This is a genomic window from Bradyrhizobium sp. SZCCHNR1017 (assembly GCF_032381375.1).
In the GTDB taxonomy this organism is placed as follows: Bacteria; Pseudomonadota; Alphaproteobacteria; order Rhizobiales; family Xanthobacteraceae; genus Bradyrhizobium.
This window is the reverse complement of sequence record NZ_JAUHIR010000002.1, coordinates 576,864-600,137: the sequence shown is the minus strand read 5'-3', so window position 1 is coordinate 600,137 and position 23,274 is coordinate 576,864. Positions and strand designations below refer to the sequence as shown.

Annotated in this window: 21 protein-coding genes; 4 read left to right on the top strand and 17 right to left on the bottom strand. The window is 65.7% G+C overall.

Annotated elements, in window-relative coordinates:
- Positions 1 to 18: 18 nt before the first annotated feature.
- From QW863_RS08345 to QW863_RS08305, 9 genes are all read right to left on the bottom strand, one after another.
- Positions 19 to 1,917, bottom strand: coding sequence for a potassium transporter Kup (locus QW863_RS08345; RefSeq protein WP_315714964.1), 1,899 nt, complete (start codon positions 1,915 to 1,917; stop codon positions 19 to 21).
- Positions 1,918 to 2,196: 279 nt separating this feature from the next.
- Positions 2,197 to 3,027 (bottom strand): flagellar motor protein MotB, encoded by an 831-nt coding sequence (locus QW863_RS08340; protein WP_315714498.1) that lies wholly within the window; start codon positions 3,025 to 3,027, stop codon positions 2,197 to 2,199.
- A gap of 36 nt (positions 3,028 to 3,063) precedes the next feature.
- Complete coding sequence (locus QW863_RS08335; RefSeq protein ID WP_315714499.1) at positions 3,064 to 3,837, bottom strand: motility protein A; 774 nt, start codon at positions 3,835 to 3,837, stop codon at positions 3,064 to 3,066.
- A gap of 165 nt (positions 3,838 to 4,002) precedes the next feature.
- Complete coding sequence (locus tag QW863_RS08330; RefSeq protein WP_315714500.1) at positions 4,003 to 4,365, bottom strand: Hpt domain-containing protein; 363 nt, start codon at positions 4,363 to 4,365, stop codon at positions 4,003 to 4,005.
- Positions 4,362 to 6,551, bottom strand: coding sequence for a hybrid sensor histidine kinase/response regulator (locus QW863_RS08325; protein ID WP_315714501.1), 2,190 nt, complete (start codon positions 6,549 to 6,551; stop codon positions 4,362 to 4,364). Before QW863_RS08325 ends, QW863_RS08330 begins: the two co-directional genes overlap by 4 nt.
- Before the next feature lie 289 nt (positions 6,552 to 6,840).
- Positions 6,841 to 7,560 (bottom strand): RraA family protein, encoded by a 720-nt coding sequence (locus QW863_RS08320; protein WP_315714502.1) that lies wholly within the window; start codon positions 7,558 to 7,560, stop codon positions 6,841 to 6,843.
- 109 nt (positions 7,561 to 7,669) lie between these two features.
- Positions 7,670 to 8,560, bottom strand: a complete 891-nt coding sequence (locus QW863_RS08315; RefSeq protein ID WP_315714503.1) for a phosphatidylcholine/phosphatidylserine synthase — start codon at positions 8,558 to 8,560, stop codon at positions 7,670 to 7,672.
- A gap of 88 nt (positions 8,561 to 8,648) precedes the next feature.
- Complete coding sequence (locus QW863_RS08310; protein ID WP_315714965.1) at positions 8,649 to 9,383, bottom strand: phosphatidylserine decarboxylase; 735 nt, start codon at positions 9,381 to 9,383, stop codon at positions 8,649 to 8,651.
- Positions 9,384 to 9,476: 93 nt separating this feature from the next.
- Positions 9,477 to 11,447 (bottom strand): ABC transporter ATP-binding protein/permease, encoded by a 1,971-nt coding sequence (locus QW863_RS08305; RefSeq protein WP_315714504.1) that lies wholly within the window; start codon positions 11,445 to 11,447, stop codon positions 9,477 to 9,479.
- 244 nt (positions 11,448 to 11,691) lie between these two features.
- On the opposite strand from QW863_RS08305, the gene QW863_RS08300 reads away from it, so the two are divergent.
- Positions 11,692 to 12,294 carry a TIGR00730 family Rossman fold protein gene (locus QW863_RS08300; RefSeq protein ID WP_315714505.1) on the top strand — a complete coding sequence of 201 codons (603 nt, stop codon included), beginning with the start codon at positions 11,692 to 11,694 and terminating at the stop codon, positions 12,292 to 12,294.
- Positions 12,295 to 12,298: 4 nt separating this feature from the next.
- Here QW863_RS08300 and QW863_RS08295 read toward each other — a convergent pair whose 3' ends face one another.
- The 5 genes from QW863_RS08295 to QW863_RS08275 form a co-directional block, all read right to left on the bottom strand.
- Positions 12,299 to 12,676 (bottom strand): VOC family protein, encoded by a 378-nt coding sequence (locus QW863_RS08295; RefSeq protein WP_315714506.1) that lies wholly within the window; start codon positions 12,674 to 12,676, stop codon positions 12,299 to 12,301.
- Positions 12,677 to 12,791: 115 nt separating this feature from the next.
- Positions 12,792 to 14,405, bottom strand: coding sequence for a citramalate synthase (gene cimA / locus QW863_RS08290; RefSeq protein WP_315714507.1), 1,614 nt, complete (start codon positions 14,403 to 14,405; stop codon positions 12,792 to 12,794).
- Positions 14,402 to 14,905: a GNAT family N-acetyltransferase gene (locus QW863_RS08285; RefSeq protein WP_315714508.1), complete on the bottom strand. Its 504-nt coding sequence runs from the start codon at positions 14,903 to 14,905 to the stop codon at positions 14,402 to 14,404. The genes cimA and QW863_RS08285 overlap by 4 nt, the downstream gene beginning before the upstream one ends.
- A 113-nt stretch (positions 14,906 to 15,018) precedes the next feature.
- The gene (gene cysS, locus QW863_RS08280; protein ID WP_315714509.1) at positions 15,019 to 16,428 is read right to left on the bottom strand and encodes a cysteine--tRNA ligase; all 1,410 of its coding nucleotides are present in this window, start codon (positions 16,426 to 16,428) and stop codon (positions 15,019 to 15,021) included.
- 72 nt (positions 16,429 to 16,500) lie between these two features.
- Complete coding sequence (locus QW863_RS08275) at positions 16,501 to 16,788, bottom strand: hypothetical protein (protein ID WP_315714510.1); 288 nt, start codon at positions 16,786 to 16,788, stop codon at positions 16,501 to 16,503.
- A gap of 29 nt (positions 16,789 to 16,817) precedes the next feature.
- On the opposite strand from QW863_RS08275, the gene QW863_RS08270 reads away from it, so the two are divergent.
- The gene (locus QW863_RS08270; protein ID WP_315714511.1) at positions 16,818 to 17,126 is read left to right on the top strand and encodes a hypothetical protein; all 309 of its coding nucleotides are present in this window, start codon (positions 16,818 to 16,820) and stop codon (positions 17,124 to 17,126) included.
- Between the two features lie 153 nt (positions 17,127 to 17,279).
- Positions 17,280 to 18,443, top strand: coding sequence for a DUF2865 domain-containing protein (locus QW863_RS08265; RefSeq protein WP_315714512.1), 1,164 nt, complete (start codon positions 17,280 to 17,282; stop codon positions 18,441 to 18,443).
- A gap of 22 nt (positions 18,444 to 18,465) precedes the next feature.
- On the opposite strand, the gene QW863_RS08260 is transcribed toward QW863_RS08265, so the two are convergent.
- From QW863_RS08260 to QW863_RS08250, 3 genes are read right to left on the bottom strand one after another with little or no spacing between them, the layout of a single operon-like run.
- Positions 18,466 to 19,854: a nitrilase-related carbon-nitrogen hydrolase gene (locus tag QW863_RS08260; RefSeq protein WP_315714513.1), complete on the bottom strand. Its 1,389-nt coding sequence runs from the start codon at positions 19,852 to 19,854 to the stop codon at positions 18,466 to 18,468.
- Positions 19,855 to 19,866: 12 nt separating this feature from the next.
- A complete protein-coding gene (locus QW863_RS08255) occupies positions 19,867 to 20,220 on the bottom strand; it encodes a diacylglycerol kinase (protein WP_315714514.1) in 354 nt (117 codons plus the stop codon).
- Positions 20,220 to 21,608, bottom strand: a complete 1,389-nt coding sequence (locus QW863_RS08250; RefSeq protein WP_315714515.1) for a class II 3-deoxy-7-phosphoheptulonate synthase — start codon at positions 21,606 to 21,608, stop codon at positions 20,220 to 20,222. The genes QW863_RS08255 and QW863_RS08250 overlap by 1 nt, the downstream gene beginning before the upstream one ends.
- Positions 21,609 to 21,782: 174 nt before the next feature.
- On the opposite strand from QW863_RS08250, the gene QW863_RS08245 reads away from it, so the two are divergent.
- Entirely contained in the window at positions 21,783 to 22,655 is an 873-nt protein-coding gene (locus QW863_RS08245; protein ID WP_315714516.1) for an alpha/beta fold hydrolase, read from the top strand.
- Positions 22,656 to 23,274 lie beyond the last annotated feature (619 nt).

Below are 23,274 nucleotides of genomic sequence, written 5' to 3'. Positions count from 1 at the left end.
TCAGGGAAGACCAACCGATCAAATCGTTACCTGGGTACCGACCTCGACGACCCGGCCCGTGGGAATCTGGAAATAGTCCGTGGCGTCGTTGGCCGACCGGCTCAGACCAATGAAGAGATGGTCCTGCCAGGTCGGCATGCCCGACTGGGACGATGGCTTCAACGAGCGGCGCGAGACGAAGAACGACGTCGACATGATGTCGAACTGCCAGCCGAGCTTGCGCGCCACCGCGAGCGCGCGCGGCACGTTCGGGGATTCCATGAATCCGAAGCGCAGCCGCACCTTGGAAAACTTCTCGCTGATCTTCTCCATGCGCACGCGCTCCGAGACATCGACCCGCGGCGTCTGCGCGGTCTCGATGGTCAGGATCACGTTGTGCTCGTGCAGCACCTTATTGTGCTTGAGATTGTGCAGCAATGCGGTCGGCACCGAGGTCGGATCGCTCGTGAGAAACACCGCCGTGCCCTTGACGATGTGAGGAGGCCTCTTCTCCAGGCTGGTGATCAGGTCATCCAGCGGAACCTCGATCTTGCGCGTCTTGAGCACCAAGATCGCCGAACCACGCCGCCAGGTCCAGATCGTCACGACCATCGCGGCACCGAACAGCAGCGGAACCCAGGCTCCTTCGAGGAGCTTCAGCAGGTTGGCGCTGAAGAAGGTCATATCGACGATGACGAAGGGAGCGATCACGGCAGCCGCCACGGCCGCACGCAAGTTCCACAGCTTCCAGATCACCACGAAGCCCATGATGCCGTCGGCGACCATGGTGGTGGACACTGCGATGCCGTAGGCGGAGGCGAGATTGCTCGAGGTCCGGAACAGCAGGACCAGCAGCAGCACGCCGATCAGCAGCAGCCGGTTGACCCGCGGCAGATAGATCTGGCCGGCATGGCTCTCCGACGTGTAGCGTACCTCGAAACGCGGCAGCAGGCCGAGCTGGACCGCCTGGCTGACCAGCGAATAGGCGCCCGTGATCACGGCCTGGCTCGCGATGACAGTCGCGGCGGTGGCCAGCACCACCAGCGGCAGCAGCAACAGTTCGGGCACCATCCGGTAGAACGAATTCTCGATCGCGGCGGGATCGGACAGCACCAGGGCGCCCTGCCCGAAATAGTTGATCAGCAGCGCCGGAAGCACGAAGAACAGCCAGGCCGACTGGATCGGCTTGCGGCCGAAATGACCGAGATCTGCATAGAGCGCCTCGCCGCCGGTGACCGCGAGGAACACCGCGCCCAGGGTGACCAGGCCGATCGTGCCGTGCGAGAGCAGGAACTGCACCGCATAATAGGGATTGATCGCCGCGAGCACGGAGGGGTCGTCGCGGATGTGGACCAGTCCCATCACGGCGAGGGCGGTGAACCACGTGACCATGACCGGGCCGAAGGCGGAGGCGACGCGCGCCGTCCCCTTGCTCTGGACCGCGAACAGCACGACCAGGATGAACACGGTCAGCGGCACGACATAATGCTCGAGCGCAGGCGCGGCGAGCTTGAGGCCTTCGACCGCCGACAACACCGAGATCGCCGGCGTGATCATCGAGTCTCCGATGAACATCGAAGCGCCGATCACGCCCAGCGACATCAGGAGCAGGCTGCGCCGACCCAAAGCCCGCTGTCCGAGCGCCATCAGCGACAGCGTTCCGCCCTCGCCGTTATTGTCGGCGCGGAGCAGCAGCAGGACGTATTTGGCTGTCACCACGATGAACAGCGACCAGAGGATCAGCGAGAGCACGCCGAGCACGATGATCCGCGACACCGGCTGCCCCTGAGCAGCGCCGTGCGCGGCCTCGCGAAAGGCGTAGAGGGGCGAGGTGCCGATGTCTCCGAACACCACGCCGATGCTGCCTAGCGTCAGCCCCCAGAACCCCGACGTGCTCGCGGTGTCCTGTCCTTCGGTCGATGTCGCGCTGGCCGTCATGTGCTCGGAACGCATCTTCCCTGTTTGGCCCGGCGCGTGTGAACGTAGACCGTTCGCAGGTCAAGTCTCTACCGTAAGCAGACCTATGTTCCCAGCCCGCAACCAAACGGCACGGCTGACACAGATGTCGCATGCCGCATCGCGGCAAGTGCCTTTAGCCCAAGCACCCTGAGGCAGATGTCGGATCTGCCTCAGGCGAATCAAGTGCCTGCTGATGCTCCTCGTTGCCGTTCGCAGTCGCCCGTGCGGCAATATGATGCGGGAAGGGAAGCGTCCCGGCTACGGCTTCAGATCGGGCGGCAATGGCGGGTCTTCCCGCATCAAGGTGATCGTCACGCGGCGGTTGGCGGCCAGCGAGGGATCGTCCGGGAACAGTGGCTGGCTATCCGCCTTGCCGGAGACCGCGTAGATGTGGCTCGCCGGCAACCCTTCCCGCTCCAGGATCTGGCGTACTGCGTTGGCGCGGTCCGCCGACAGGTCGAAACCATCATAATCGCTCCGGGCGGGAACGAAGCCGGCGGCCGTGTGCCCGGTGATCTGGACCCGAAGCGGTGTCGCCTTGAGCGGTGCGGCCAGCTTCTCGATCAGGCGTCGCGTGCGGTCGAAGGGCACCTTCGAGCCATCCGCGAACATCGACCGCCCGTCCTGGTCGACGATCTCCAGGTTGAGCCCCTGCTTGGTCTCTTCGAACATGATGTGCTTGGAGATCTCGGTCATCTCCGGCATGTCCTGCAGCGCCTGACGCAGCGAGGCGGACGCCAGCGCGAACTGGCGATCGATCTTCAGCTTGGCGCCATTGGTATGCTGGCGCTCCTCCTGCTCGGGGCTGGGCTCGCGCGCGGTCTCCTCCGGCGAGATGTGGGCGGCGTTCTTGAGCTTCGGCCGGGTCGGCAGGCCGTCGGATTCCACGATGCCCGAATAGCGCGACTCGGACTGCACGCCGAAGGCGTCGCGCATCGAGCCTGCGACGACTTTCAGCTTGTTGTTGTCCATGGTCGAGAACGCGACCAGCATCACGAAGAAGCTGACCAGAAGTCCCATCAGGTCGGCAAAGGTCACGAACCAGCCGTGACCGCCGCCATGCGCATCGCCCCTCTTCTTCTTGGCCATTGCCTACCCCACCCCGGATCGCCCCGCCGCAGCCGATCAGGCCGGCACGGGCTCGCCTTCGGCGTGGCGATGCTTCTCGGGCAGATAGGCCAGGAGCATTTCGCGGACCAGGGCGGGACTCTTGGAGTCGCGGATCATCAGGATTCCGTCGATGATCAGCGTCCGGTTGGTTTCTTCGTCCAGCAGCTTGCCATGCAGCTTGTCGGCGATCGGCAGACAGATCAGGTTCGACACCAACGCGCCGTACAGAGTCGCGAGCAGCGCGGTCGCCATGAACGGGCCGAGCTTCGAGGGGTCGGTCATGTTGGCGAACATCTGCACCATGCCGATCAGCGTGCCGACCATGCCGAACGCCGGGGCGCAGTCGCCGATGGCGCGATAGATCTTGCTGCCTTCGTCCAGGTGCATCAGGAAATTGTCGCGGTCGCGCTCGAGATTGTCGCGGATGAATTCGAGATCGTAGCCGTCGGCCACGTAGCGGATTCCCTTGGCGAGGAACGGCTCGTCGGTCTCGACCTTTTCCAGGCCGACCGGGCCCTGCTTGCGCGCGATCTCGGCAATGCGGGCGAGCTCGTCGACGAGCTCGCGGGCCGACAGGCGGCTCATGGTGAAAGCGTACTTCATTCCAAGCGGAACGCCGTGCAGCATGACGCCCAGCGGGAAGCGAATCATGGTGGCTGCGATCGAACCGCCGAAGATGATGATTGCGGCGTGCTCGCTGACGAACATCTCGAGATCGCCGCCCAGCAGCATCATCGTCGCGATGACGATCACGCCAGCCACGAGCCCCGCACTCGTCATAATATCCATGAGTCAACTCCACCCGCGTACGCAAACCACGGACCCTGCCGGACCGACGCGGTGCTTCTGGACCGCGTGTCACGACCCTAAATGTCCGCCATTAAGGACGAGTTACTGAATTCGGTAGGCATAATGAAAGGTAAACAGCAGCGCCGCAGACCACGCCGACCTCGCTCAAGCGGCTGACGCTCCGGACTTGAGCAGGTTAGCCGCGGCGAAGACGGCTGACTGATCGAATGATCGCTGCATCTTGTGGATCATCTCCAGCATCTGCGCCGGCTCCATCGTCGACGATCCGACCTCGAGTTCGCGCGACAGGCGCGACAGCGCCGAAAAACCGAACGTCGCCGACGAACTCTTGATCGAATGCGCCTCGCGCCTCAGTTCGAGGCGATCCTCGAACTTGGCGGCAAGCGTGCCGAACTTTCCCGAGGTATCGTCGAGGAACGTGCGCAGGACCTCCAGCGCATCCTCTTCGCCGAGCTCGGAGACCAGGATCTGATAGACGGATTCGTCGAATTGCACCCAGTCGGTCATGCGACAAGCCTTTCCTTGTGTGTGGCAGCGGCCGCGCGAAGCAGAGCGGCATTCAGTCGATCGCGCGTGACCGGCTTGGTCACGAAGTCGTTCATGCCGGCGTCCGTGCAAGCCAGATGATCCTGGCTGGTGGCGTTGGCCGTCAGGGCAACAATGTAGATGTCCTGGGCGGGCGGCGGCAGCGAGCGGATCATCCGCGTCGCCGTCAGCCCGTCCATCTCGGGCATCATCATGTCCATCAGCACGAGATCGTAGCCCTGCCTCTGCACGGCCGCGATCGCCTGGGTTCCGTTCTCGACGATGTCGTAGCGGTGACCGAGCTTGTCCAGGAGCTTCTTGATGACGAACTGATTGGTCAGATTGTCCTCGGCAACGAGGATCTTCAGCGGCTCGAGGCTGCCCGGACGTTCCTCGGCGATCGTCTCGCCGGCCGGCACGATGGTCGCCTCGGGCGCGCTCACCTGCTCGACGTCCGGCTGCGTCTGGACCTGGATCGAGAAGGTGAAGGTGCTACCCTCCCCCACCTTGCTCTGCACCGTGATGTCGCCGCCCATACAGGTGACGAGGCGCTTGCAGATCGCGAGCCCCAGGCCGGTGCCCCCGAAGCGGCGCGAGATGGAATTGTCGACCTGCGAGAACTGCTTGAACAGCCGGCTGACGGCGTCTGCGGGAATGCCGACGCCGGTATCGGCGACCGAGAACACCAGCGTCAGGTGCGACCCGGCAAGGTTCTCGGCGCGGACATCGATATGGACGCCGCCCGATTCGGTGAATTTGAGCGCATTGCCGACCAGGTTGAACAGCACCTGGCGCAATCGCGCGGGATCGCCGACCACGTAGTTCGGCACTTCCGGCGCGATCGAGGTGGTCAGCTGCAGACCCTTTTCCTTGGCGCGGGACACCAGCAGCTCGGCGGTCGCCGTCACCGACCGGTGCAGGTCGAACTCGATGTGCTCGATCTCCAGACGATCGGCATCGAGCTTGGAGAAATCGAGGACGTCGTTGAGCAGCTGCAACAGGTAGTCGGCCGACTCGCGCAAGGTGGTCGCGATCTTGCGCTGCTCCGGCGCGAGGTCCGCCGACAGCAAGAGATCGGCAAGGCCGATGACGCCGTTCATCGGCGTGCGTATCTCATGGCTCATCATCGCCAGGAATTCGGAGCGCGCCCGCGTACCTGCCTCGGCGGCATCACGCGAGGCGGCAAGCCCCGCCTGATAGCGCGCAATCAGGATCGTGATGATGCCGATGACCACCGTCAGCAACGCTCCGACCAGCAGATCACGATCGCGGTTGAGCTTGAAGGCGCTGAAGATCTCCTCGGAGGCCTGACCGACGATGACCACCAGCGGCAGATCCTTGATGCGCTGGAACGAGTAGATGCGCGTGACGCCGTCGATCAGACTTTTGAAGGTGTAGAAGCCGCTGCTTCCGTGCTGAATGGCGCTCATCACCGGGCTGCCGGCGAGCGAGGATCCGACGCCCCCCGGACCGGCCGAGGCCCGTGCGCGCACGATGCCGTCGAGACCGAGCAGTGTGACATTGCCCTTCTTGCCGAGATCGACCGAATTGTAGAAGCTCGACAGATATTCAGGGTCGAGCGAGACCACCACGACGCCGCCGAACGAACCGTCCGGCATGATGATGCGGCGGGTCAACTGGATCGACCATTTGTTGGAGACACGGCCGAAGATCGGCTTGCTGATGAAGAGAAAATCATCCTTGCCGTCGGCATGAACGCGGAAGTGCTCGCGGTCGCGCAGGTCGAGGCCCCGCATCTTCGGATCGATGTTGCTGGACAGCATGATGCCGTCCTTGCCGATCACGACGACCTGAAACGAGAAGTCGGACAGGAACTGGCTGTTCTTCGACCATAGCGACATGTCGAAGTTGTGCGGGTCCCTGGCATAGGAGTCGCGGACGTAGAGCAAGGTCTGATCTGCCGCGCGGATCGAGCGGATGATCTGCTCCTCGAACGCGCGGGCCAGATTGGCGCCGTTCTTAAGCGCCGACTGCTCGGTGCGCGTATACTCTTCAGAGATGGTGTAGAAGATGCCGGCCCACACCAGGGCGATCGCCGAGAGGCCGATCGCGGCGCTGCCGAAATGTCCGATCAGCCGAACCATCTTGTCGACGGTCCGGTCGAGCCGCCCGAACAACGGCCCGGATTTCGATATCAGCCTGCGCATGTCCTTCGCCCTCGGGCGACATGCCTATCGGGACAGGCTAGCCATCAGGTAAAGCTTGATGGATAAAATCTTCTCAACGAGCGACGGCCGCTTAACCTTCGGCGAATTCCGGCCTGTTTGCGGGTAATTCGTCACCGTGTGCGATATTTTCGGCGGAGGGTCAGCCGCCACCCCGTAGTCATCCGGATGCGGTTGCAGCGTCGCAGTTCGGCGAGCGCCCAGCGCAAGGCCGGCGGGCCGCACCGCCGCGCGGTACGGCTCGCCCATTGGGACCGGAGTGAAGCGACGCTCAATGAATCTCCGCCGACCGCTTCAAGGCGGCCTTGAGCTTCTCGAGCGAGAAATCCGCAGACCGCGCGATCTCCAGGATCGGCGTTTCACGGCGCGCGCACAACTCGGCCGCCTCGGGAAGCCTCGCCGCGATGTCGGCGGGGATGACGATCGCACCATGGCGATCGGAGTGGATCAGGTCGTCCGAGCGCACGGTCATCCCGGCGACGCGGACCTCGCCGCCGAAGCTCTCGGCATGCACCCACGCATGCGACGGACCGATCGAGCCCGCCAGTGCCTGGAAGCCGGCAGCCCATTGCGGGATGTCGCGGATCGATCCATCGGTGATCACGCCGAGGCAGCCGAGCGCCTTGTGGACGTTGCTCTGTACCTCGCCCCAGAATGCGCCGTAGCCGATGTCGGGGCCGTCGATATCCTGGATCACGACGACGCGGGGACCATGACCGGTGCCGACATATTCGTAGTAGTCGGTGCGTCGCCTCGCCTGCTCCTCCGCCGGCAATCCCGATTTGACGACGGACCGGATCGTCGCCGTCCGCGCGTAGCCGACCATGGGCGGCAGATCGGGGAACGGACACACCAGCGGCTTGGTCGTGTAGCCGATCAGGCGCCGCTCGGGCGCCACGATCTCCATCGCGTTGCAGATAGTCGGCGTATCGTAGCGCGCGAGCGCCTCGAGGACGGAAGCAGCGAGGGGCGCGGCGGCAGTGCTTGTCACGGGCGTTTTCTCCGGATGATGCGGACGGCATTCGCGGCCGTCCTTGGCCATCCGGTATAACTGAGGCGCCCAAGCCGGCAAAGCGCGCGCCGGGTCTTGGGCCCTGCGCTCAGTGCAGCCGTTCCGGCGGCCGCTGCCCCTGCTCCACCGCTGGCGCGCCGGTCGGCGCAAAAGCCGTCGTGGATGAAGACGAGGCGTGCGACGCTGCAGCCGCGGCACCAAGGACCGCGGCGTGCCGCGCCGCCTGGTGCCGATACAGCCGCCAGCCGAACGGAAGGCTCAAGATGTAGAGGATCGATCCGGCCGACAGGATGTGCCAGGGATAGACCACCAGCAGCGCCACGAAGAACACCACCGAGGCGAACACCGGCAGCACGAGTTCGGGCGAGACACGCATCCGCGTGGTCTTGCCGGAGAACACCGGCAGCCGCGACACCATCAGGAAGGCGATCAGCAGGGTGTAGAACGCCGTCACCAGCGCCGGCGGCCTCGGCAGGTCCAGGAACGCCAGATAGACGGGCAGCAGCACGGTGATGGCGCCGAGCGGTGCCGGCACGCCGGTGAAGAAATTGGCGGCGAAGGGCGGCTTGTTGGGATCGTCGATGCTGGCATTGAAGCGCGCCAGCCGCAGGCCGCCGCTGATGGCGTACATCATGGCGGCGATCCAGCCGCCGTCGCGCAGCTCATGGAGCTGCCAGAAATACAGGATCAGGCCCGGCGCCACGCCGAAATTGACGAAATCGGCCAGGCTGTCGAGCTCGGCGCCGAACTTCGACTGGCCCTTGATCATGCGGGCGATGCGGCCATCGATGCCGTCCAGGAAGGCGGCAAAGACGATGGCGCCGACCGCGAGCTCCATCCGTCCCTCGGTCGACAGCCGGATCGCGGTCAGGCCGGCGCAGATCGCCAGCAGGGTGATCATGTTCGGCACCAGCAGCCGCACCGGGATCGGGCGGAAACGGCGGCGGCGCAGTTCGGGAGAGTTCACGTCGAAGCTCATGATCACACCACGTGTGGTTTGGGCCGGAACCTTGTGCCTGAACACAGCTCAAGGTCCCCTTAATGGGTCACCAGCGGGCAGCGACGGTTCACTGGCTCCGGAACGTCAGGCCGGGCACGGGGACGTCGAAATCGGCCAGGATCGTCTCGCCGGCAATGGCCGTCTGCCCCTCCGAGACCAGAACCTCCGTGCCGTCGGGGAGATAGACGTCGAGCCGCGAGCCGAAGCGGATCAGGCCGAAGCGCTCGCCAGCCCCAATGGTCTGCCCCTCGCGCACGAACGACACGATCCGGCGCGCCACGAGGCCTGCGATCTGGACCACGCCGATGCGGCCATGCGGCGTCGAGATCGCGAGCGAGTTGCGCTCGTTGTCCTCGCTCGCCTTGTCGAGCTCGGCATTGATGAAGGCGCCCGGACGGTAGGCGATCTTCTCGATCCGGCCGGCCACCGGGCTGCGGTTCACATGCACGTTGAACACGCTCATGAAGATCGAGACCCGCAGCAGCGGTCGGTCGCCGAGGCCGAGCTCGGCCGGCGGCAGGGCGCGCGTGATCATGGAGATGCGCCCGTCGGCCGGCGCCACCACCAGCCCTTCCCGCTGCGGCGTGACCCGGATCGGGTCGCGGAAGAACAGCGCGCACCAGACGGTGAGCAGCGTGCCGATCCAGCCGAGCGGGGTGAATATCCAGAACAGGATCAGGCTGACGAGGGCAAATCCCCCGATGAAAGGATAACCTTCCGGGTGGATCGGCGGGATCTGAGCGCGGATGGAATTGCTGATCGACATGGCCTGCTTCGTTGAGTGTTGTCGCTCTGACCTCAGAGCGGACCGCCGCCTTGACTAGGTCGATGGCCGGCGAAGGTCAAAATGAATCCTTAATGCATTCTTGAGTTCAGATCAGGGCGGTTCGCGGCATCATTCGGCGGCACTCGCCACCTGTCCGGTCCGATCGGGCCCGGCCGCGTCCGGCTCGCTCCGATCCGGCGGATTGCGGTTCGGCGCCCCCGCATCGTCGCCGATCTGCGCCAGTTTTTCGCGCGCCTCCTCAGCCTCGCGCTGCCGGTTCCACATGCCGGCATACAGCCCGCCTTTGGCCAGCAGCTCGGCATGAGTGCCGCGCTCGGCAATTCGCCCCCGGTCGAGCACGATGATCTCGTCGGCCGCCACGATGGTCGAAAGCCGGTGCGCGATCACGAGCGAGGTACGATTGCGCGACACACCATCGAGCGCCTCCTGGATCTCGTGCTCGGTATGGCTGTCCAGCGCCGAGGTCGCCTCGTCCAGCACGAGGATCGGCGGCCCCTTCAGGATGGTGCGGGCAATCGCAACGCGCTGCTTCTCGCCACCGGAGAGCTTGAGGCCGCGCTCGCCCACCTGGGTCTCGTAGCCCTTCGGCGCCATCCGGATCAGACCGTCGATCTGGGCCAGCCTCGCTGCCTCCTCGACGGCGGCGTCGTCCGCATCCCAGCGTCCGTAGCGGATGTTGTAGCGGATGGTGTCATTGAACAGCACGGTATCCTGCGGGACCATCCCGATCTGGGCGCGCAGCGACACCTGGGTAACGTCGCGGATGTCCTGGCCGTCGATCAAGATGCGGCCGCCGGAGACGTCGTAGAGCCGAAACAGCAGCCGCGAGATGGTCGACTTGCCAGCACCGGACGGCCCCACGATCGCGACCGTCTTGCCCGCCGGCACCTCGAAGCTCAGCCCCTGCAGGATCGGCCGCTCCGGCTCATAGGCGAAGCGGACGTCGTCGAAGCGGACATTGCCAGAGGTGACCACCAAAGGCGTCGCTCCGGCCGCGTCTTTCACCTCGGCATCGCGCGTGAGCACGCCGAACATCTTCTCGATGTCGATGATCGCCTGCTTGATCTCGCGATAGACCATGCCCATGAAGTTCAGCGGCTGGTAGAGCTGGATCATCATGCTGTTGATCATGACGAAGTCGCCGACCGTGTTGCGTCCCTGACGCACGCCCTGGGCGCACATCAGCATAGCCACCGTCAGCCCGATCGTGAAGATCACGGCCTGCCCGGCGTTGAGCACCGCGAGCGAGGTATAGGTCTTCACGCTGGCCCGCTCGTAGCGCTCCATGGAACGGTCATAACGCTCGGCCTCGCGCGCCTCGGCGCCGAAATACTTCACTGTCTCGTAGTTGAGCAGCGAGTCGATGGCCTTGGTATTGGCATCCGTATCCGAGTCGTTCATGCGGCGCCGGATCTCGATGCGCCACTCGGTCGCAATGTAGGTGTAATAGAGATAGGCCGCGACCATGGTGAGCGTGACCAGAACGTAGCGCCAGTCGAACTGCCACAGGAGCACCGCCGTCAGCAGCGAGACCTCGACGATGGTCGGGATCAGCTGCAGGATCACCATGCGCACGATGGTCTCGATCGCGTTGCGGCCGCGCTCGAGCACGCGGGTCAGGCCGCCGGTCTTGCGCTCGAGGTGAAAGCGCAGCGATAATTCATGCATGTGGACGAAGGTGATGGTCGCGAGCTTGCGCACGGCATGCATGGCGACGCGGGCAAAAATACCGTCGCGCCACTGCGTCAGCACCGCCATCAGCACCCGAATCCCGCCGTAGCTTGCCGTCATGACGATCGGCGAGGCCACCAGCCAGAACGCCCAGTTATCGGGCGCGATCGGCGCGGTGTTGGCGCCGGTCAACGCGTCGATCGCCCATTTGAAGGTGAAGGGCAGGACCAGCGTCGCGACCTTGGCCACGATCAGCAGCACCACCGACCATAGCACGCGCATCTTCAGGTCGGCGCGATCGCTCGGCCAGATGAAGGGCCACAAGTGGCGCAGCGTGCCGGCCAGCGTTCCCTGCTCGAGGGACGAAGGCTGGTTGGCGGCTGGTTCGGAGGAGGAATCGGGCGGCATCAAACGTTCTGGAGCAGCGAGTGTTTTGGCATGTTGTGATGCCGGGCGTTGCCTGCGTCATATAGAGTGTCCGGGCGCCGGATGCACCGGTACGTCGACGGAATCCGTTGCCGCGGCGCAGTATTTGCATACTTGTTTTCGGACAAATGGACCCATTCAGCCTGCATCATTCCGTGAAAGCCCGCGAATCCACGTCCTCCGCCCTCGTCTTGACGCCTTTCAACTGCAGTGTCACACCGCTCCAATGACTGAAATCCGCACCGTTTGCGTCTATTGCGGCTCCGGCCCGGGGACGAATCCCAGCTTCATCGAATCGGCGAAAGCACTCGGCAAGGCGCTTGCCGAGAACGGCGTCAGGCTCGTCTATGGCGGCGGCTCCATCGGCATGATGGGCGCGGTTGCCAAGGCCGTGCTCGACCATGGCGGCGACGTCACCGGCATCATTCCGGACTTCCTGGTGAAGAAGGAAGTCATGATGCCGCTCAAGGATCTCATCATCACGCCCGACATGCACGAGCGCAAACGGCTGATGTTCGAGCACTCCGACGCGTTCGTGGCGCTGCCCGGCGGCATCGGCACGCTCGAGGAGCTCGTCGAGCAGCTGACCTGGAAGCAGCTCGGACGCCACGCCAAGCCCGTGCTGATGGCCAATATCGACGGCTTCTGGGAGCCGCTGTTCGGGCTGCTCGCGCACATGCGCGAGACCGAGTTCATCCGCCCCGGTTTCCAGATCGAGCTGCTCAAGGCCGAACGCGTTGAGGACATCCTGCCGCGCCTGCGCGAGGCCGCCGCCCGCGTCGCCAAGGAAGATACCGAGATGGCGCCTGAGATCGCCAAACGGCTCTGAGCCCCTACTCGCTCGGGAATGTGACCGCCTCGATCCGGTTGCCATCGGGATCAAGCACAAAGGCCGCATAATAGCGCACGCGATCATGCGGTCGCAGTCCTGGCGCACCGTCGGAAACTCCGCCCGCCTCCAACGCTGCCGCGTGAAACGCATCGACCTCCGCCATGCTCCTGGCTCGCAGGCCCACATGAGAGCCGGTGTCGGCCGGCACGCGCGCCATGGCGGGGCGTAGATTGATCCAGAATTCCGGATAGGCCTTGCCGAAGCCGATGGTCGTGGGGCGCTCGATCAGCCGCGTCAGCCCGAGCGGCGCCAGCGCACGCTCATAGAACCGCGCGCTGCGGACGAGATCGCTGACACCGACGGAGACGTGGTCGATCATGCGTTTGCTCCTGGCCTCTCCAGGTCAATGCGAGGAGCGAAGCGACGAAGCAATCCAGAATCGCGCATTCAGCCCCGGATTGCTTCGCTTCGCTCGCAATGACGGATGCATCATCTCACCCTTTCGCGCCGGACTTCACCAGCTTGTAGAATACCGAGTCCATCAGCGCCTGGAACGAGGCGTCGATGATGTTGGGTGACACGCCGACCGTGGTCCAGCGCTCCCCCTTTTCGTCCTCGCTCTCGATCAGCACGCGCGTGACCGCCTCGGTGCCGCCATTGAGGATACGGACGCGGTAGTCGATCAGCTTGAGGCCGTCGATGAAGCCCTGGTACTTGCCGAGATCCTTGCGCAAGGCGACGTCGAGCGCATTGACCGGGCCGTTGCCTTCCGCCGCCGAGATCAGCCGCTCGCCAGCGACGTCCACCTTGACCACGGCCAGCGCCACCGTGACGCGTTCACCGAGCGCGTTGTAGCGCTGCTCGACATTGACGTCGAACTGCTCGACCCGGAAATACTCCGGCACCGAGCCCAGCGTACGCCGCGCCAGCAACTCGAACGAGGCGTCGGCGGACTCGTAGGCGTAGCCCGCGGCCTCGCGCTCCTTCAGTTCCTCGACGAGGCGCGTCAGCTTAGGATCGCTCTTGCTGAAGGGAATGCCGCCACGCTCCAGCGCCGCAATGACGTTGGATCGTCCGGCCTGGTCGGAGACCAGCACCTTGCGATGATTGCCGACGCGCTCGGGCAGGACGTGCTCATAGGTCTGCGGATCCTTCAGCACGGCCGACGCATGAATACCGGTCTTGGTGACGAAGGCGCTCTCGCCGACATAAGGCGCGTGCCGGTTCGGCGCACGGTTCAGCATGTCGTCGAGCGTGCGCGAGACCTTCATCAGGCCGGCGAGCTGCCGGTCCGATACGGCGATCTCGAACCGATCCGAGAACTCCGTCTTCAGCTTCAAGGTCGGGATCAGTGAGCACAGATTGGCATTGCCGCAGCGCTCGCCGAGTCCGTTCAAGGTGCCCTGGATCTGCCGCACGCCAGCGCGGACCGCGGCAAGCGAGTTCGCCACCGCCTGCTCGGTATCGTTATGGGCGTGGATGCCGAGATGATCGCCCGGCACATGCTTGGCGACCTCGCCGACGATCACCTCGATCTCGTGCGGCATGGTGCCGCCATTGGTGTCGCACAGCACGACCCAGCGCGCGCCGGCCTCATAGGCCGCGCGGGTGCAGGCCAGCGCGAACTCCGCATTCTCCTTGTAGCCGTCGAAGAAATGCTCGCAGTCGAGCATCACCTCGCGCCCCGCAGCCTTCGCGGCGGTCACGCTGTCGCGGATCGAGGCGAGATTCTCCTCGTTGGTGGTCTCCAGCGCGACGCGGACCTGGTAGGCGGATGACTTCGCGACGAAGCAGATCGCGTCCGCCTCGGCCTCCAGCAGCGCCGCCACGCCCGGATCGTTGGACACCGAGCGTCCCGCCCGGCGCGTCATCCCGAAGGCGGTGAAGCGGGCATGGCCGAGCTTGGGCTTGGCGGCGAAGAACTCGGTGTCGAGCGGGTTGGCGCCGGGATAGCCGCCCTCGACATAGTCGATGCCGAGATCGTCGAGCATGCGCGCGATCGCCTGCTTGTCGGCCAGCGTGAAATCGACACCGTTGGTCTGCGCGCCATCGCGCAGGGTGGTGTCGAACAGATAAAGCCGTTCCCTGCTTGTGCCTGCCCTGCTCATGCCTGCGCTCCCCCGGAGCCGAGCGTCTTCTTCATCGTAGTGTTGGCGAGCCACTCGCCATTGATGGAGACGCTATTGCGCTGCTGCGCGACGTAGCCGCGCTTGCGGAAGAATTCGACCGCCGTGTCGCTGGCGTCGACCGACAGACCGGTCGTGCCGCGCGCGCCCGCCAGCTTTTCCAGCGCGTCGCACAGCAGGGCGCCGACGCCCTGCCCGGCCGCATTCGGATGGACATAGAGCATGTCGATGTGATCGTTGCCCTTCAGCGCGGCGAAGCCGACCGGCGAGCCCTGCAGGGTCGCAATCAAGGTGAGCTCGGATGCCAGCCTCTTGCCAAAACCCGTCTCATCCTCAGCAGCGGACGCCCAGGCCTCCTGCTGCTCCTCGCTGTAGTCATCACCGGTCAATTGCTGGATGCTGGCGACGAAGATCGCGGCCAGCACCGGCGCATCAGCGGGAAGAAACGGCCGCAGCGCGGGCCTCGGGAGAGCCTGTCCCATGCGTCACCACATGCCGTAGAGTTTCGTGACCAGCGCCACTGCGCCCGCGATCAGCACCAGCTTGAGCAGGATGTAGTACAGCCAGTGCCGCGGAAACGGCGTGTCGGGCTTGCTCATCGCGCAATCTCCCAGGTCGTGACCGGCTTGCCGTCGGCGCCCTTGCCGTCCTTCAATACGATACCCATCGCGGCGAGTGCGTCGCGGAGGCGATCGGACTCCTTGAAGTCCTTGCGCGCCCGGGCCGCGGTACGCTCGGCGATCAGGCTCTCGACCTTGGCGGCGTCGACGCCTTTGGCCTGCTGCTTTCGCGCTTCCCATTGCGCGACAGTGTCCGACAGGAAGCCCGCAAAGCGGAGCGAGCCGGCAAAGGCCGCGCGGTCCGTCTCGCCGCCGGACGCCGCACGGCTCCGCAACGCGTGCAGCTCTGCGATCATCAGCGGCGTGTTGAGGTCGTCGACGAGGGCGGCGATGATCTCGGGCCCCGGCTGCTCACCCGGCGCATCGGCCGCGACGCGATACCAGTCGTCGAGCGTCTTCGCGCTCTCCTCCAGGCCCTTGACGGTCCAATCGGCCGGCGAGCGATAATGCATCTTGAGCATGTTGAGGCGCAGCACCTCGCCAGGCCAGTCCGCCAGCAGGTCGCGGATGGTGACGAAATTGCCGAGGCTCTTCGACATCTTCGCGCCCTCGACCTGGACGAACTCATTGTGCAGCCAGTAGTTCGCCATCACCGACGTGCCGTGCGCGCAGCGCGACTGCGCGATCTCGTTCTCATGATGCGGGAAGATCAGATCGAGTCCGCCGCCATGGATGTCGAAGACCTCGCCGAGATAGGCCGCGCTCATCGCCGAGCACTCGATGTGCCAGCCCGGCCGGCCGCGGCCCCACGGGCTGTCCCAGCCCGGCTCGTCCTCCGACGACTGCTTCCACAGCACGAAGTCGGCAGGATTCTTCTTGTGCGCATCGACGGCCACGCGCGCGCCGGCGAGTTGCTCGTCGAGCCTGCGGCCCGACAGCGCGCCGTAGTCCGGCATCGACCGTGTGTCGAACAACACCTCGCCGCCCGCCTCATAGGCGTGGCCACGCGCGATCAGTTGCTTGATCAGGCTCACCATATCCGCCTTGCCATCAGGGCGCGGCAGCACGAACTCGGTGGCGCGTGGCTCGAAGGTCGGCGGCAGGCTGCCGAGCGCAGCCGCGTCGCTGCGGAACTGATTGGCCGTCACCTCCGTCACATTCCGGATCGCCTCGTTCAGCGGCAGCCCTGGAAAGTCGCGCGCGGCGCGGGCGTTGATCTTGTCGTCGACATCCGTGATGTTGCGGACGTAGGTGACGTGATCGGCGCCATAGAGATGCCTCAGCAGCCGGAACAGCACATCGAAGACGATGACCGGGCGCGCATTGCCGATATGGGCGAAGTCGTAGACCGTCGGTCCGCAGACATACATGCGGACATTGTTCGGATCGAGCGGCACGAAGGGGCGCTTCTCCCGCGACGCGGTGTCGTACAAACGCAAGTCCATGGTCCGTCCCCGAATGCCCTGTGCTCACCGCCCCGCCGGACCGACAGTCCATGACGAAGCGAAACGGGTGTCCTACGCCGCACGACCGCCCGCGAGCGGGCCGCCACGGCACGAATCACGCTTCCGACCTGCCGGCCGGGCGTCCTGATCATCTCTGTTGAGAAAAGACGGCCTCAGCCAGCGAATCGCTAGCGCGTAATCTCGCGGCAAATGCAGCAGATGGCGAGGAAACCGTTCATGAAACTCACCATGCTGCAGCAGACTGTCTCCGTCAAGAGCCGCAAAACGGCCGTTTTCACTGCCCAAATGCTCGCGCCCCGCCTCATGGTTAATCATTTTTAAGCTTTTGGGCCTAACCATGAGTTGTCTCCTACACCCACCGGTGCACCATGCGAATCTCCCCGGCGCTGCTCGCCTGCTGTGTTCTCCTCGCCGCCGCGACCACCGCCACGGCGGAGAGTCGCATCTTCATCATCGCCAACGAAGCCGACGGCTACGGCGTCGACCAGTGCCTCGCCAAGGGCGACCGATGCGGCGCCTCGGCCGCGCGGTCGTACTGCCAATCACGGGATTTTGCACAGGCCTCCTCCTATCGCCGCGTCGACCCCGATGAAATCACCGGATCGGTGCCGAAAGCCGGCGCAAACTGCGCTCGTGGCGGCTGCAGCGACTTCGTCGCGATCACCTGCCAGCGCTGAGACGGCCGGGAACGGCGGTTCCCGCCACCCCGGCGCCCTGGAAACGACGTGACGATGCCCGACAAAGCGGCTATGGGATGCCCGCCGCTGCCGCGATTTTTCCGAATTCTGTGCTAGTCCCGCGGCTGCACCCATGGACCGGAATACCGCATCTTGATCGCATCCCTGTCTCCGCGCCTGCTGGCCGTGTCTGCGCTGCTCGGACTGACCCTGACCGGCTCGCTCGCCCTCGCGCAATCCAGCTCCGATTCCTATGCGCAGATGCCGCCGGGCCCGCCCGGACCGCAGGCCGGCGTCAATCCGATCTGTCCGCGCCTGGAGGCGCAGCTCGCCACGATCGATCGCGGTGGCGGCGATCCCGCGCGTGAGGACCAGATCCGGCGCTATCAGGATGCTGCCGCCAAGCAGCAAGGCGAGCTCGACCGCGTCAGCATGCAGGCCAAGCGCATGGGCTGCGACAGCCCGGGCTTCTTCTCGATCTTCAACGGCCGCTCGGCCGAATGCGCCCCGGTGAACAACCAGATCCAGCAGATGCGGTCCAACCTGGACCAGATCATGAGCAGCCTGGAGCGGCTCCGTGGCGGCGGGTTCGGCGGCGAGCGCGACAACCAGCGCCGCTCGGTGCTGGCAGCCCTCGGCCAGAACAATTGCGGCCCGCAATATCAGCAATACGCTAACGCCAATCGCGGCGGCGGCGGCGGCGGCGGCAACTTCCTGACCAGCCTGTTCGGCGGCGGTGCCGACAGCAATCCCGCCGCATCGCTGCCGCCGCCGAGCGCCGATCTCGCGGCGCCGCAGGGCACCTACCGGACCGTGTGCGTGCGTAGCTGCGACGGCGCCTATTTCCCGATCTCGTTTGCCACCGTTCCCGGCCGCTTCGCCGACGACGAGCGCGCCTGCAAGGCGCAATGCCCCGCCGCCGACGCGACGCTGTTCACCTATCGCAATCCCGGCGAGGACATGAACCAGGCGGTCTCGGTCAACGGCCAGCCCTACACCGCGCTGCCGAACGCCTTCAAGTATCGCACCGAGTTCAACCCGAGCTGTTCCTGCAAGGCGCCCGGCCAGACCTGGGCCGATGCGCTGAAATCGATCGACGACCGGGCCACGGCCGCCGAGCAGGGCGACATCATCGTCACCGAGGAGAGCGCCAAGCGGATGCAGCAGCGCCAGACCGGCAAGCCGCCGGCGAACGCCGCCCGCAAAGGCGCTGCGCCGGCCGATGCGGCAGCGCCCGCGACCGCGGACGCCACGACGGGCGCCGGTGGCGACAAGCAGATCCGCACGGTCGGACCGACCTTCATTCCGGCGCGTTGAGCGAGATCGCCGGGCCATCGGGTCATCCTTCGAACGCATCTGAGGACGCGCGGCCAGCGAGATCGGGCGACATGAATTCGCCCGACGGTCCCAGCGCGTTCGCAGGCTTCCAACGATTGCGCAGCGCTGCGAGACGAACGATCTCGGCCTGGGACACGCCGTCGACGAGAGTGGCACCGCCAGTCGCGTCACCGATCTCGCAGCCATGCCGGTCTGACGTCTTGCGAGGCACGACCGCGAGCGCACCGGAGAGGCTCGCCAAGGCCAGCAGCAGCGAGCCGCGCACGCGCGCCAGGAGAGCGTGACGGGCGTCGCCCGCCAGCGGCTCGGGGAGAACCGTTTCGAAGCCTGCCACTGCCGGTGCGATCGGCAACGTCTCGGCGGTGACGCCGAACCGCGCGGCGACTGCAATAGCCGGCGATTCCTGCGGCATGTCCGGCCCGGACAGCACCACACCGCGCACCCTCGCAGCTCCGAGCGCATCGACGGCCATCGCCAATGACAGCGCGGATTCGATGCCTCCGGTCAGAGCCAGCACGATCCCGCTGAAGCCATGCTTCTCGACGTGGTCGCGCAGGCCGAGCACGCGGGCCGCGTAGTCCGCCTCGTCGCCCTCGCTCGGCGTGGTGACCGGTCCCCGACACTGCCAGCCGTCGTCTCCCCTGCTCCATGCCAAGGTCGTGACCTCAGCGGCGAAGCCCGGAAGCTGCGCGGCCACCGAGAGATCGGCGTTCAGCGCGAACGACGCGCCGTCGAACACCTTGCCGCCCTGACCGCCGACCTGGTTGAGCCAGACGAGCGGCAGATCGCTTTCGGTGACGCGGGCGACCGCGGCCGACAGGCGCCGGTCGCCGCCGCTGCGCAGGTAGCATGAGCGGCTCGGCACGACGATGAGTTCGGCCCCGGTTTCCGCCAGCGTCTCGATGACGTTTTCGTCGTTCGAGGATTCTTCGGGCGAGACGTCTTCGCCGATCGCGACGCCGATGCGGACGCCCCGCACGCTGAGCGGGCCGGCCGCCGGGCCGCGCATGAACACGCGCTTCTGATCACCATCGGCCAGGTTGGCCTTGAAGCGCGTCGCGACGATGCGGCCGGTGTCGAGCAGCACGCAGGCATTGTAGAGCTTGCCGTCGTCGATCCAGGGCGTGCCGATCAGCACCGCCGGCCCGCCATCGGCGGTCTCGCGCGCGAGAGCCTCGATCGCGGCCCGGCACGCGGCCTGAAATGCCGGCTTCAGCACCAGATCCTGGCATGGATGCCCCGCCAGGAATAGCTCCGGCAGCACCACGAGATCGGCGCCGTCGGCCGCCGCCCTCGCCCGTGCCTCGCGCGCCTTCGCGGCATTTCCTGCGATGTCGCCGACCGTCGGGTTGAGCTGGGCCAGCGTGATCCTGAAGATATCGGCGGCCATCGCTCAACTCATTCAAAGCAGCCCGAGCCGCTCGGCGATCGCGAACAGCCAGAAGCTGCCGGACATCAGCAGCGCGACGCCGACGGCGGCCGAGCCGAGATCCTTGACCCGGCCGATCTGCAGATCGTGCTCGGTGGTGAGGCGGTCGGCGAGCTTCTCGATCGCGGTGTTGAGCAACTCGACCACCAGCACCAGCACCACCGCGCAGACCAGCTCGACGCTGCGCATCGGCGTCGCGCCGACGACATAGGCCAGCGGCAGCGCCAGCAGGAACGCAACCACCTCCTCGCGCACCGCCTGCTCGGAGCGGAGCGCGAAGGCCAGGCCGTTGCGCGAGTTGACCGTCGCGCGCCACAGACGCAGCATCAGAAGCCCGCGACGGCCGGCATCGGTGCGGTCTTGCCGCCGCGCTGCTGCTTCAACAGCTCTGCGATCAGGAACGCCATGTCGATCGACTGCTCGGCGTTCAGCCGGGGATCGCACACCGTGTGATAGCGGTCGTTGAGATCCTCGTCGGTGATCGCGCGCGCGCCGCCGATGCATTCGGTGACGTCCTTGCCGGTCATCTCGAGATGGATGCCCCCGGCATGGGTGCCCTCCGCGGCATGCACCGCGAAGAACGCCCGCACCTCGGATACGATGCGATCGAACGGCCGCGTCTTGTAGCCCGAGGTCGAGGTGATGGTGTTGCCGTGCATCGGATCGCACGACCACACCACCTTGCGCCCTTCCCGCTGCACCGCGCGGATCAGTCCCGGCAGATGATCGCCGACCTTGTCGGCGCCGAAGCGGTTGATCAGGGTCAGCCGGCCCGGCTCGTTGTCGGGATTGAGGATGTCGATCAGCTTCAGCAGCTCGTCCGGCTTCAGCGACGGGCCGCATTTCAGGCCGATCGGGTTCTTGATGCCGCGGAAATATTCGACATGGCCGTGGTCGAGCTGGCGGGTGCGGTCGCCGATCCAGATGAAATGGCCCGAGGTCGCGTACCAGTCGCCGGTGGTGGAATCGACCCGGGTGAAGGCCTGCTCGTAGCCGAGCAGCAGCGCCTCGTGGCTGGTGTAGAAGTCGGTGGCGCGCAGCTCCGGATGGCTCTCGAGGTCGAGGCCGCAGGCGCGCATGAAGTTGAGCGCGTCCGAGATGCGGTCGGCCAGCTCCTTGTAGCGCCGCGACTGCGGGGAATCCTTGACGAAGCCGAGCATCCACTGATGCACGCTGCCGAGATTGGCGAAGCCGCCGGTGGCGAACGCGCGCAGCAGGTTCAAGGTCGCCGCCGACTGCCGGTAGGCGTCGAGCTGGCGCTGCGGATTGGGGATGCGCGCCTCGGGCGTGAAGGCGGTGTCGTTGACGATGTCGCCGCGATAGCTCGGCAGCTCGACGCCATTGATCTTCTCCGTCGGCGACGAGCGTGGCTTGGCGAACTGGCCGGCGATGCGGCCGACCTTCACCACCGGCACCGCGCCGGCATAGGTCATGACCACGGCCATCTGCAGCAGCACGCGGAAGAAGTCGCGGATGTTGTTGGCGCCGTGCTCGGCGAAGCTCTCGGCGCAGTCGCCGCCCTGCAACAGGAATGCCTCGCCCGCCGCCACCCGCGCCAGCGCCTTCTTCAGGTTGCGCGCCTCGCCGGCGAACACCAGCGGCGGGAAGGTCGCAAGCTGCGCCTCGACCTCGGCGAGCGCCTTCTGGTCGGGATAGTCAGGCACCTGCTGCACCGGCTTGGACCGCCAGCTCTCCGGGCTCCAGCGCTCGGTCATGGCTCTCTACTCCCTCTCGGCAACTGCACGCCAAATTCCCCGCGCGGCGGCGCGCGCCTTATACACAGCCTGCCCCCGTGCCGCCACTTGGAATTTAGGGCGCGGACACAAGGGCTTGCACCGCCACCCGAATTTGACTTTGCTGCGGAAGGGCAAGTGTTGGGAGGGCGAGGCGTGGCTGAGACGGGATCCGACGGTGTTTCGAGCGAGGATCTGACCCTTCCGGCCGTCGATGGCTTTGCGCTCGCGGGCACCCTGTTCATGCCGCGCGGCACGCCGGCGCATGCCGTGCTGATCAATTCCGGGGCAGCGATCCCGCGCCGGATCTATCGCGGCTTCGCTGCTCATCTTGCCCAGCAGGGTTGCGCGGTTCTGACCTACGACTATCGCGGGATCGGCGGCAGCCGTCCCCGCTCCCTGAAGGGCTTTGCGGCCTCGATGACCGACTGGGCCGCACTCGACATCACCGGCGCGGTCGGTTGGATGCGTGCGCGCTACGGTGCGCTGCCGCTGCGCTATGTCGGCCACTCCTTCGGCGGCCAGACGCTCGGCCTGCTCGCCAACAACACCGAGGTGTCGCGCGCCCTCTTCATCGCCTCGCAGGCCGGCTATTGGAAGCTGATGGCCCCGGGCGAACGCTGGCGCGTGGCGACGATGCTCAACGGCGTTGGCGTCCCGCTGACTCATGCGCTGGGTTACACGCCGGGCTGGAGTGGCGTCGGCGAGGACCTGCCGAAGGGTGTCTTCCTGCAATGGGTGCGCTGGATCATGAGCCCGCGCTATCTGTTCGATGACGCATCGCTGCCGCTTGCCAACTACGCCAACTTCAAGAGTCCCGTCCGGGCGCTGTGCCTCGCCGACGATCCCTGGGCCACGCGGCCCGCGGTTGAGCTGCTGTGCGCTGGTTATACGGGCACGACGCCGGAGCTGCTCGACATCGCGCCGCAGGACGTCGGGGCGTCCGCGATCGGCCATATGGGCTTCTTCCGCGCGGCGCATCGCGACACGCTGTGGCGCAGCGCGACGGAGTGGCTGCTCGAAAGCTGACGCGATCGGTTCGTCATAGCCCATGAGCGAGCGCTCCCGCGGCAGATGCTGCCCGAGCTGTGCTGATGTCGTTCACCCTCATCAAGTCGGAGGGCGCAGGGAAGGCCAGGCGTCGGCTGACGCCTGCGGCCCGCCTGCGAAAAAAATGCAGGCGGCAGGTACCACAGGTGCAGCCGAGAACGCCCGGCCTTCCCTGCGCGACGGTCTTAACGCTTATACGCAGTCTGCCTGGTGCGCCGGGCTTGTTGGCCACCATTCGCGACAATGCTTGCGCATTGCGCGGGACACCAGCATCGGGGTGTCAGCACGCTGCGACTTCACGTCCGCACCATGCCGTTCGTCGGCGCGTCCGAAGACAAGCTGCGGCATAAGTGCGGCCATCGCTCCCCGCCTCGCGTGTCGTGACGATCGCGCGCAACGCCCCTCCGGCCGAGGCGGGATGCGCGCATCAAAGCACAATTTCTGAATTTCGTAAAGTAGATTCTGCCCGACGGGCCGTTTGCGCAAGGCAAATCTGTGGGGAGTCCTGCCTCGATCCGCCGGGTGCAGAAGCCGGACCGATTGCGCTGGTCGAGCTCGGCCGGAACGCTCGGAGGTCGACCTACACCCCGACCATGCG

What these genes read in the sequence shown, in the direction of transcription:
- QW863_RS08305 (WP_315714504.1), bottom strand. Translation starts at nt 11,447, where the DNA reads ATGCCGCCCGATTCCTCCTCCGAACCAGCCGCCAACCAGCCTTCGTCC.
- QW863_RS08340 (WP_315714498.1), bottom strand. Translation starts at nt 3,027, where the DNA reads ATGGCCAAGAAGAAGAGGGGCGATGCGCATGGCGGCGGTCACGGCTGG.
- QW863_RS08325 (WP_315714501.1), bottom strand. Translation starts at nt 6,551, where the DNA reads ATGCGCAGGCTGATATCGAAATCCGGGCCGTTGTTCGGGCGGCTCGAC.
- QW863_RS08285 (WP_315714508.1), bottom strand. Translation starts at nt 14,905, where the DNA reads ATGGGACAGGCTCTCCCGAGGCCCGCGCTGCGGCCGTTTCTTCCCGCT.
- QW863_RS08250 (WP_315714515.1), bottom strand. Translation starts at nt 21,608, where the DNA reads ATGACCGAGCGCTGGAGCCCGGAGAGCTGGCGGTCCAAGCCGGTGCAG.
- QW863_RS08345 (WP_315714964.1), bottom strand. Translation starts at nt 1,917, where the DNA reads ATGACGGCCAGCGCGACATCGACCGAAGGACAGGACACCGCGAGCACG.
- QW863_RS08300 (WP_315714505.1), top strand. Translation starts at nt 11,692, where the DNA reads ATGACTGAAATCCGCACCGTTTGCGTCTATTGCGGCTCCGGCCCGGGG.
- QW863_RS08270 (WP_315714511.1), top strand. Translation starts at nt 16,818, where the DNA reads ATGCGAATCTCCCCGGCGCTGCTCGCCTGCTGTGTTCTCCTCGCCGCC.
- QW863_RS08315 (WP_315714503.1), bottom strand. Translation starts at nt 8,560, where the DNA reads ATGAGCTTCGACGTGAACTCTCCCGAACTGCGCCGCCGCCGTTTCCGC.
- QW863_RS08330 (WP_315714500.1), bottom strand. Translation starts at nt 4,365, where the DNA reads ATGACCGACTGGGTGCAATTCGACGAATCCGTCTATCAGATCCTGGTC.
- QW863_RS08335 (WP_315714499.1), bottom strand. Translation starts at nt 3,837, where the DNA reads ATGGATATTATGACGAGTGCGGGGCTCGTGGCTGGCGTGATCGTCATC.
- QW863_RS08255 (WP_315714514.1), bottom strand. Translation starts at nt 20,220, where the DNA reads ATGCTGCGTCTGTGGCGCGCGACGGTCAACTCGCGCAACGGCCTGGCC.
- QW863_RS08260 (WP_315714513.1), bottom strand. Translation starts at nt 19,854, where the DNA reads ATGGCCGCCGATATCTTCAGGATCACGCTGGCCCAGCTCAACCCGACG.
- QW863_RS08275 (WP_315714510.1), bottom strand. Translation starts at nt 16,788, where the DNA reads ATGGTTAGGCCCAAAAGCTTAAAAATGATTAACCATGAGGCGGGGCGC.
- cimA (WP_315714507.1), bottom strand. Translation starts at nt 14,405, where the DNA reads ATGAGCAGGGCAGGCACAAGCAGGGAACGGCTTTATCTGTTCGACACC.
- QW863_RS08295 (WP_315714506.1), bottom strand. Translation starts at nt 12,676, where the DNA reads ATGATCGACCACGTCTCCGTCGGTGTCAGCGATCTCGTCCGCAGCGCG.
- cysS (WP_315714509.1), bottom strand. Translation starts at nt 16,428, where the DNA reads ATGGACTTGCGTTTGTACGACACCGCGTCGCGGGAGAAGCGCCCCTTC.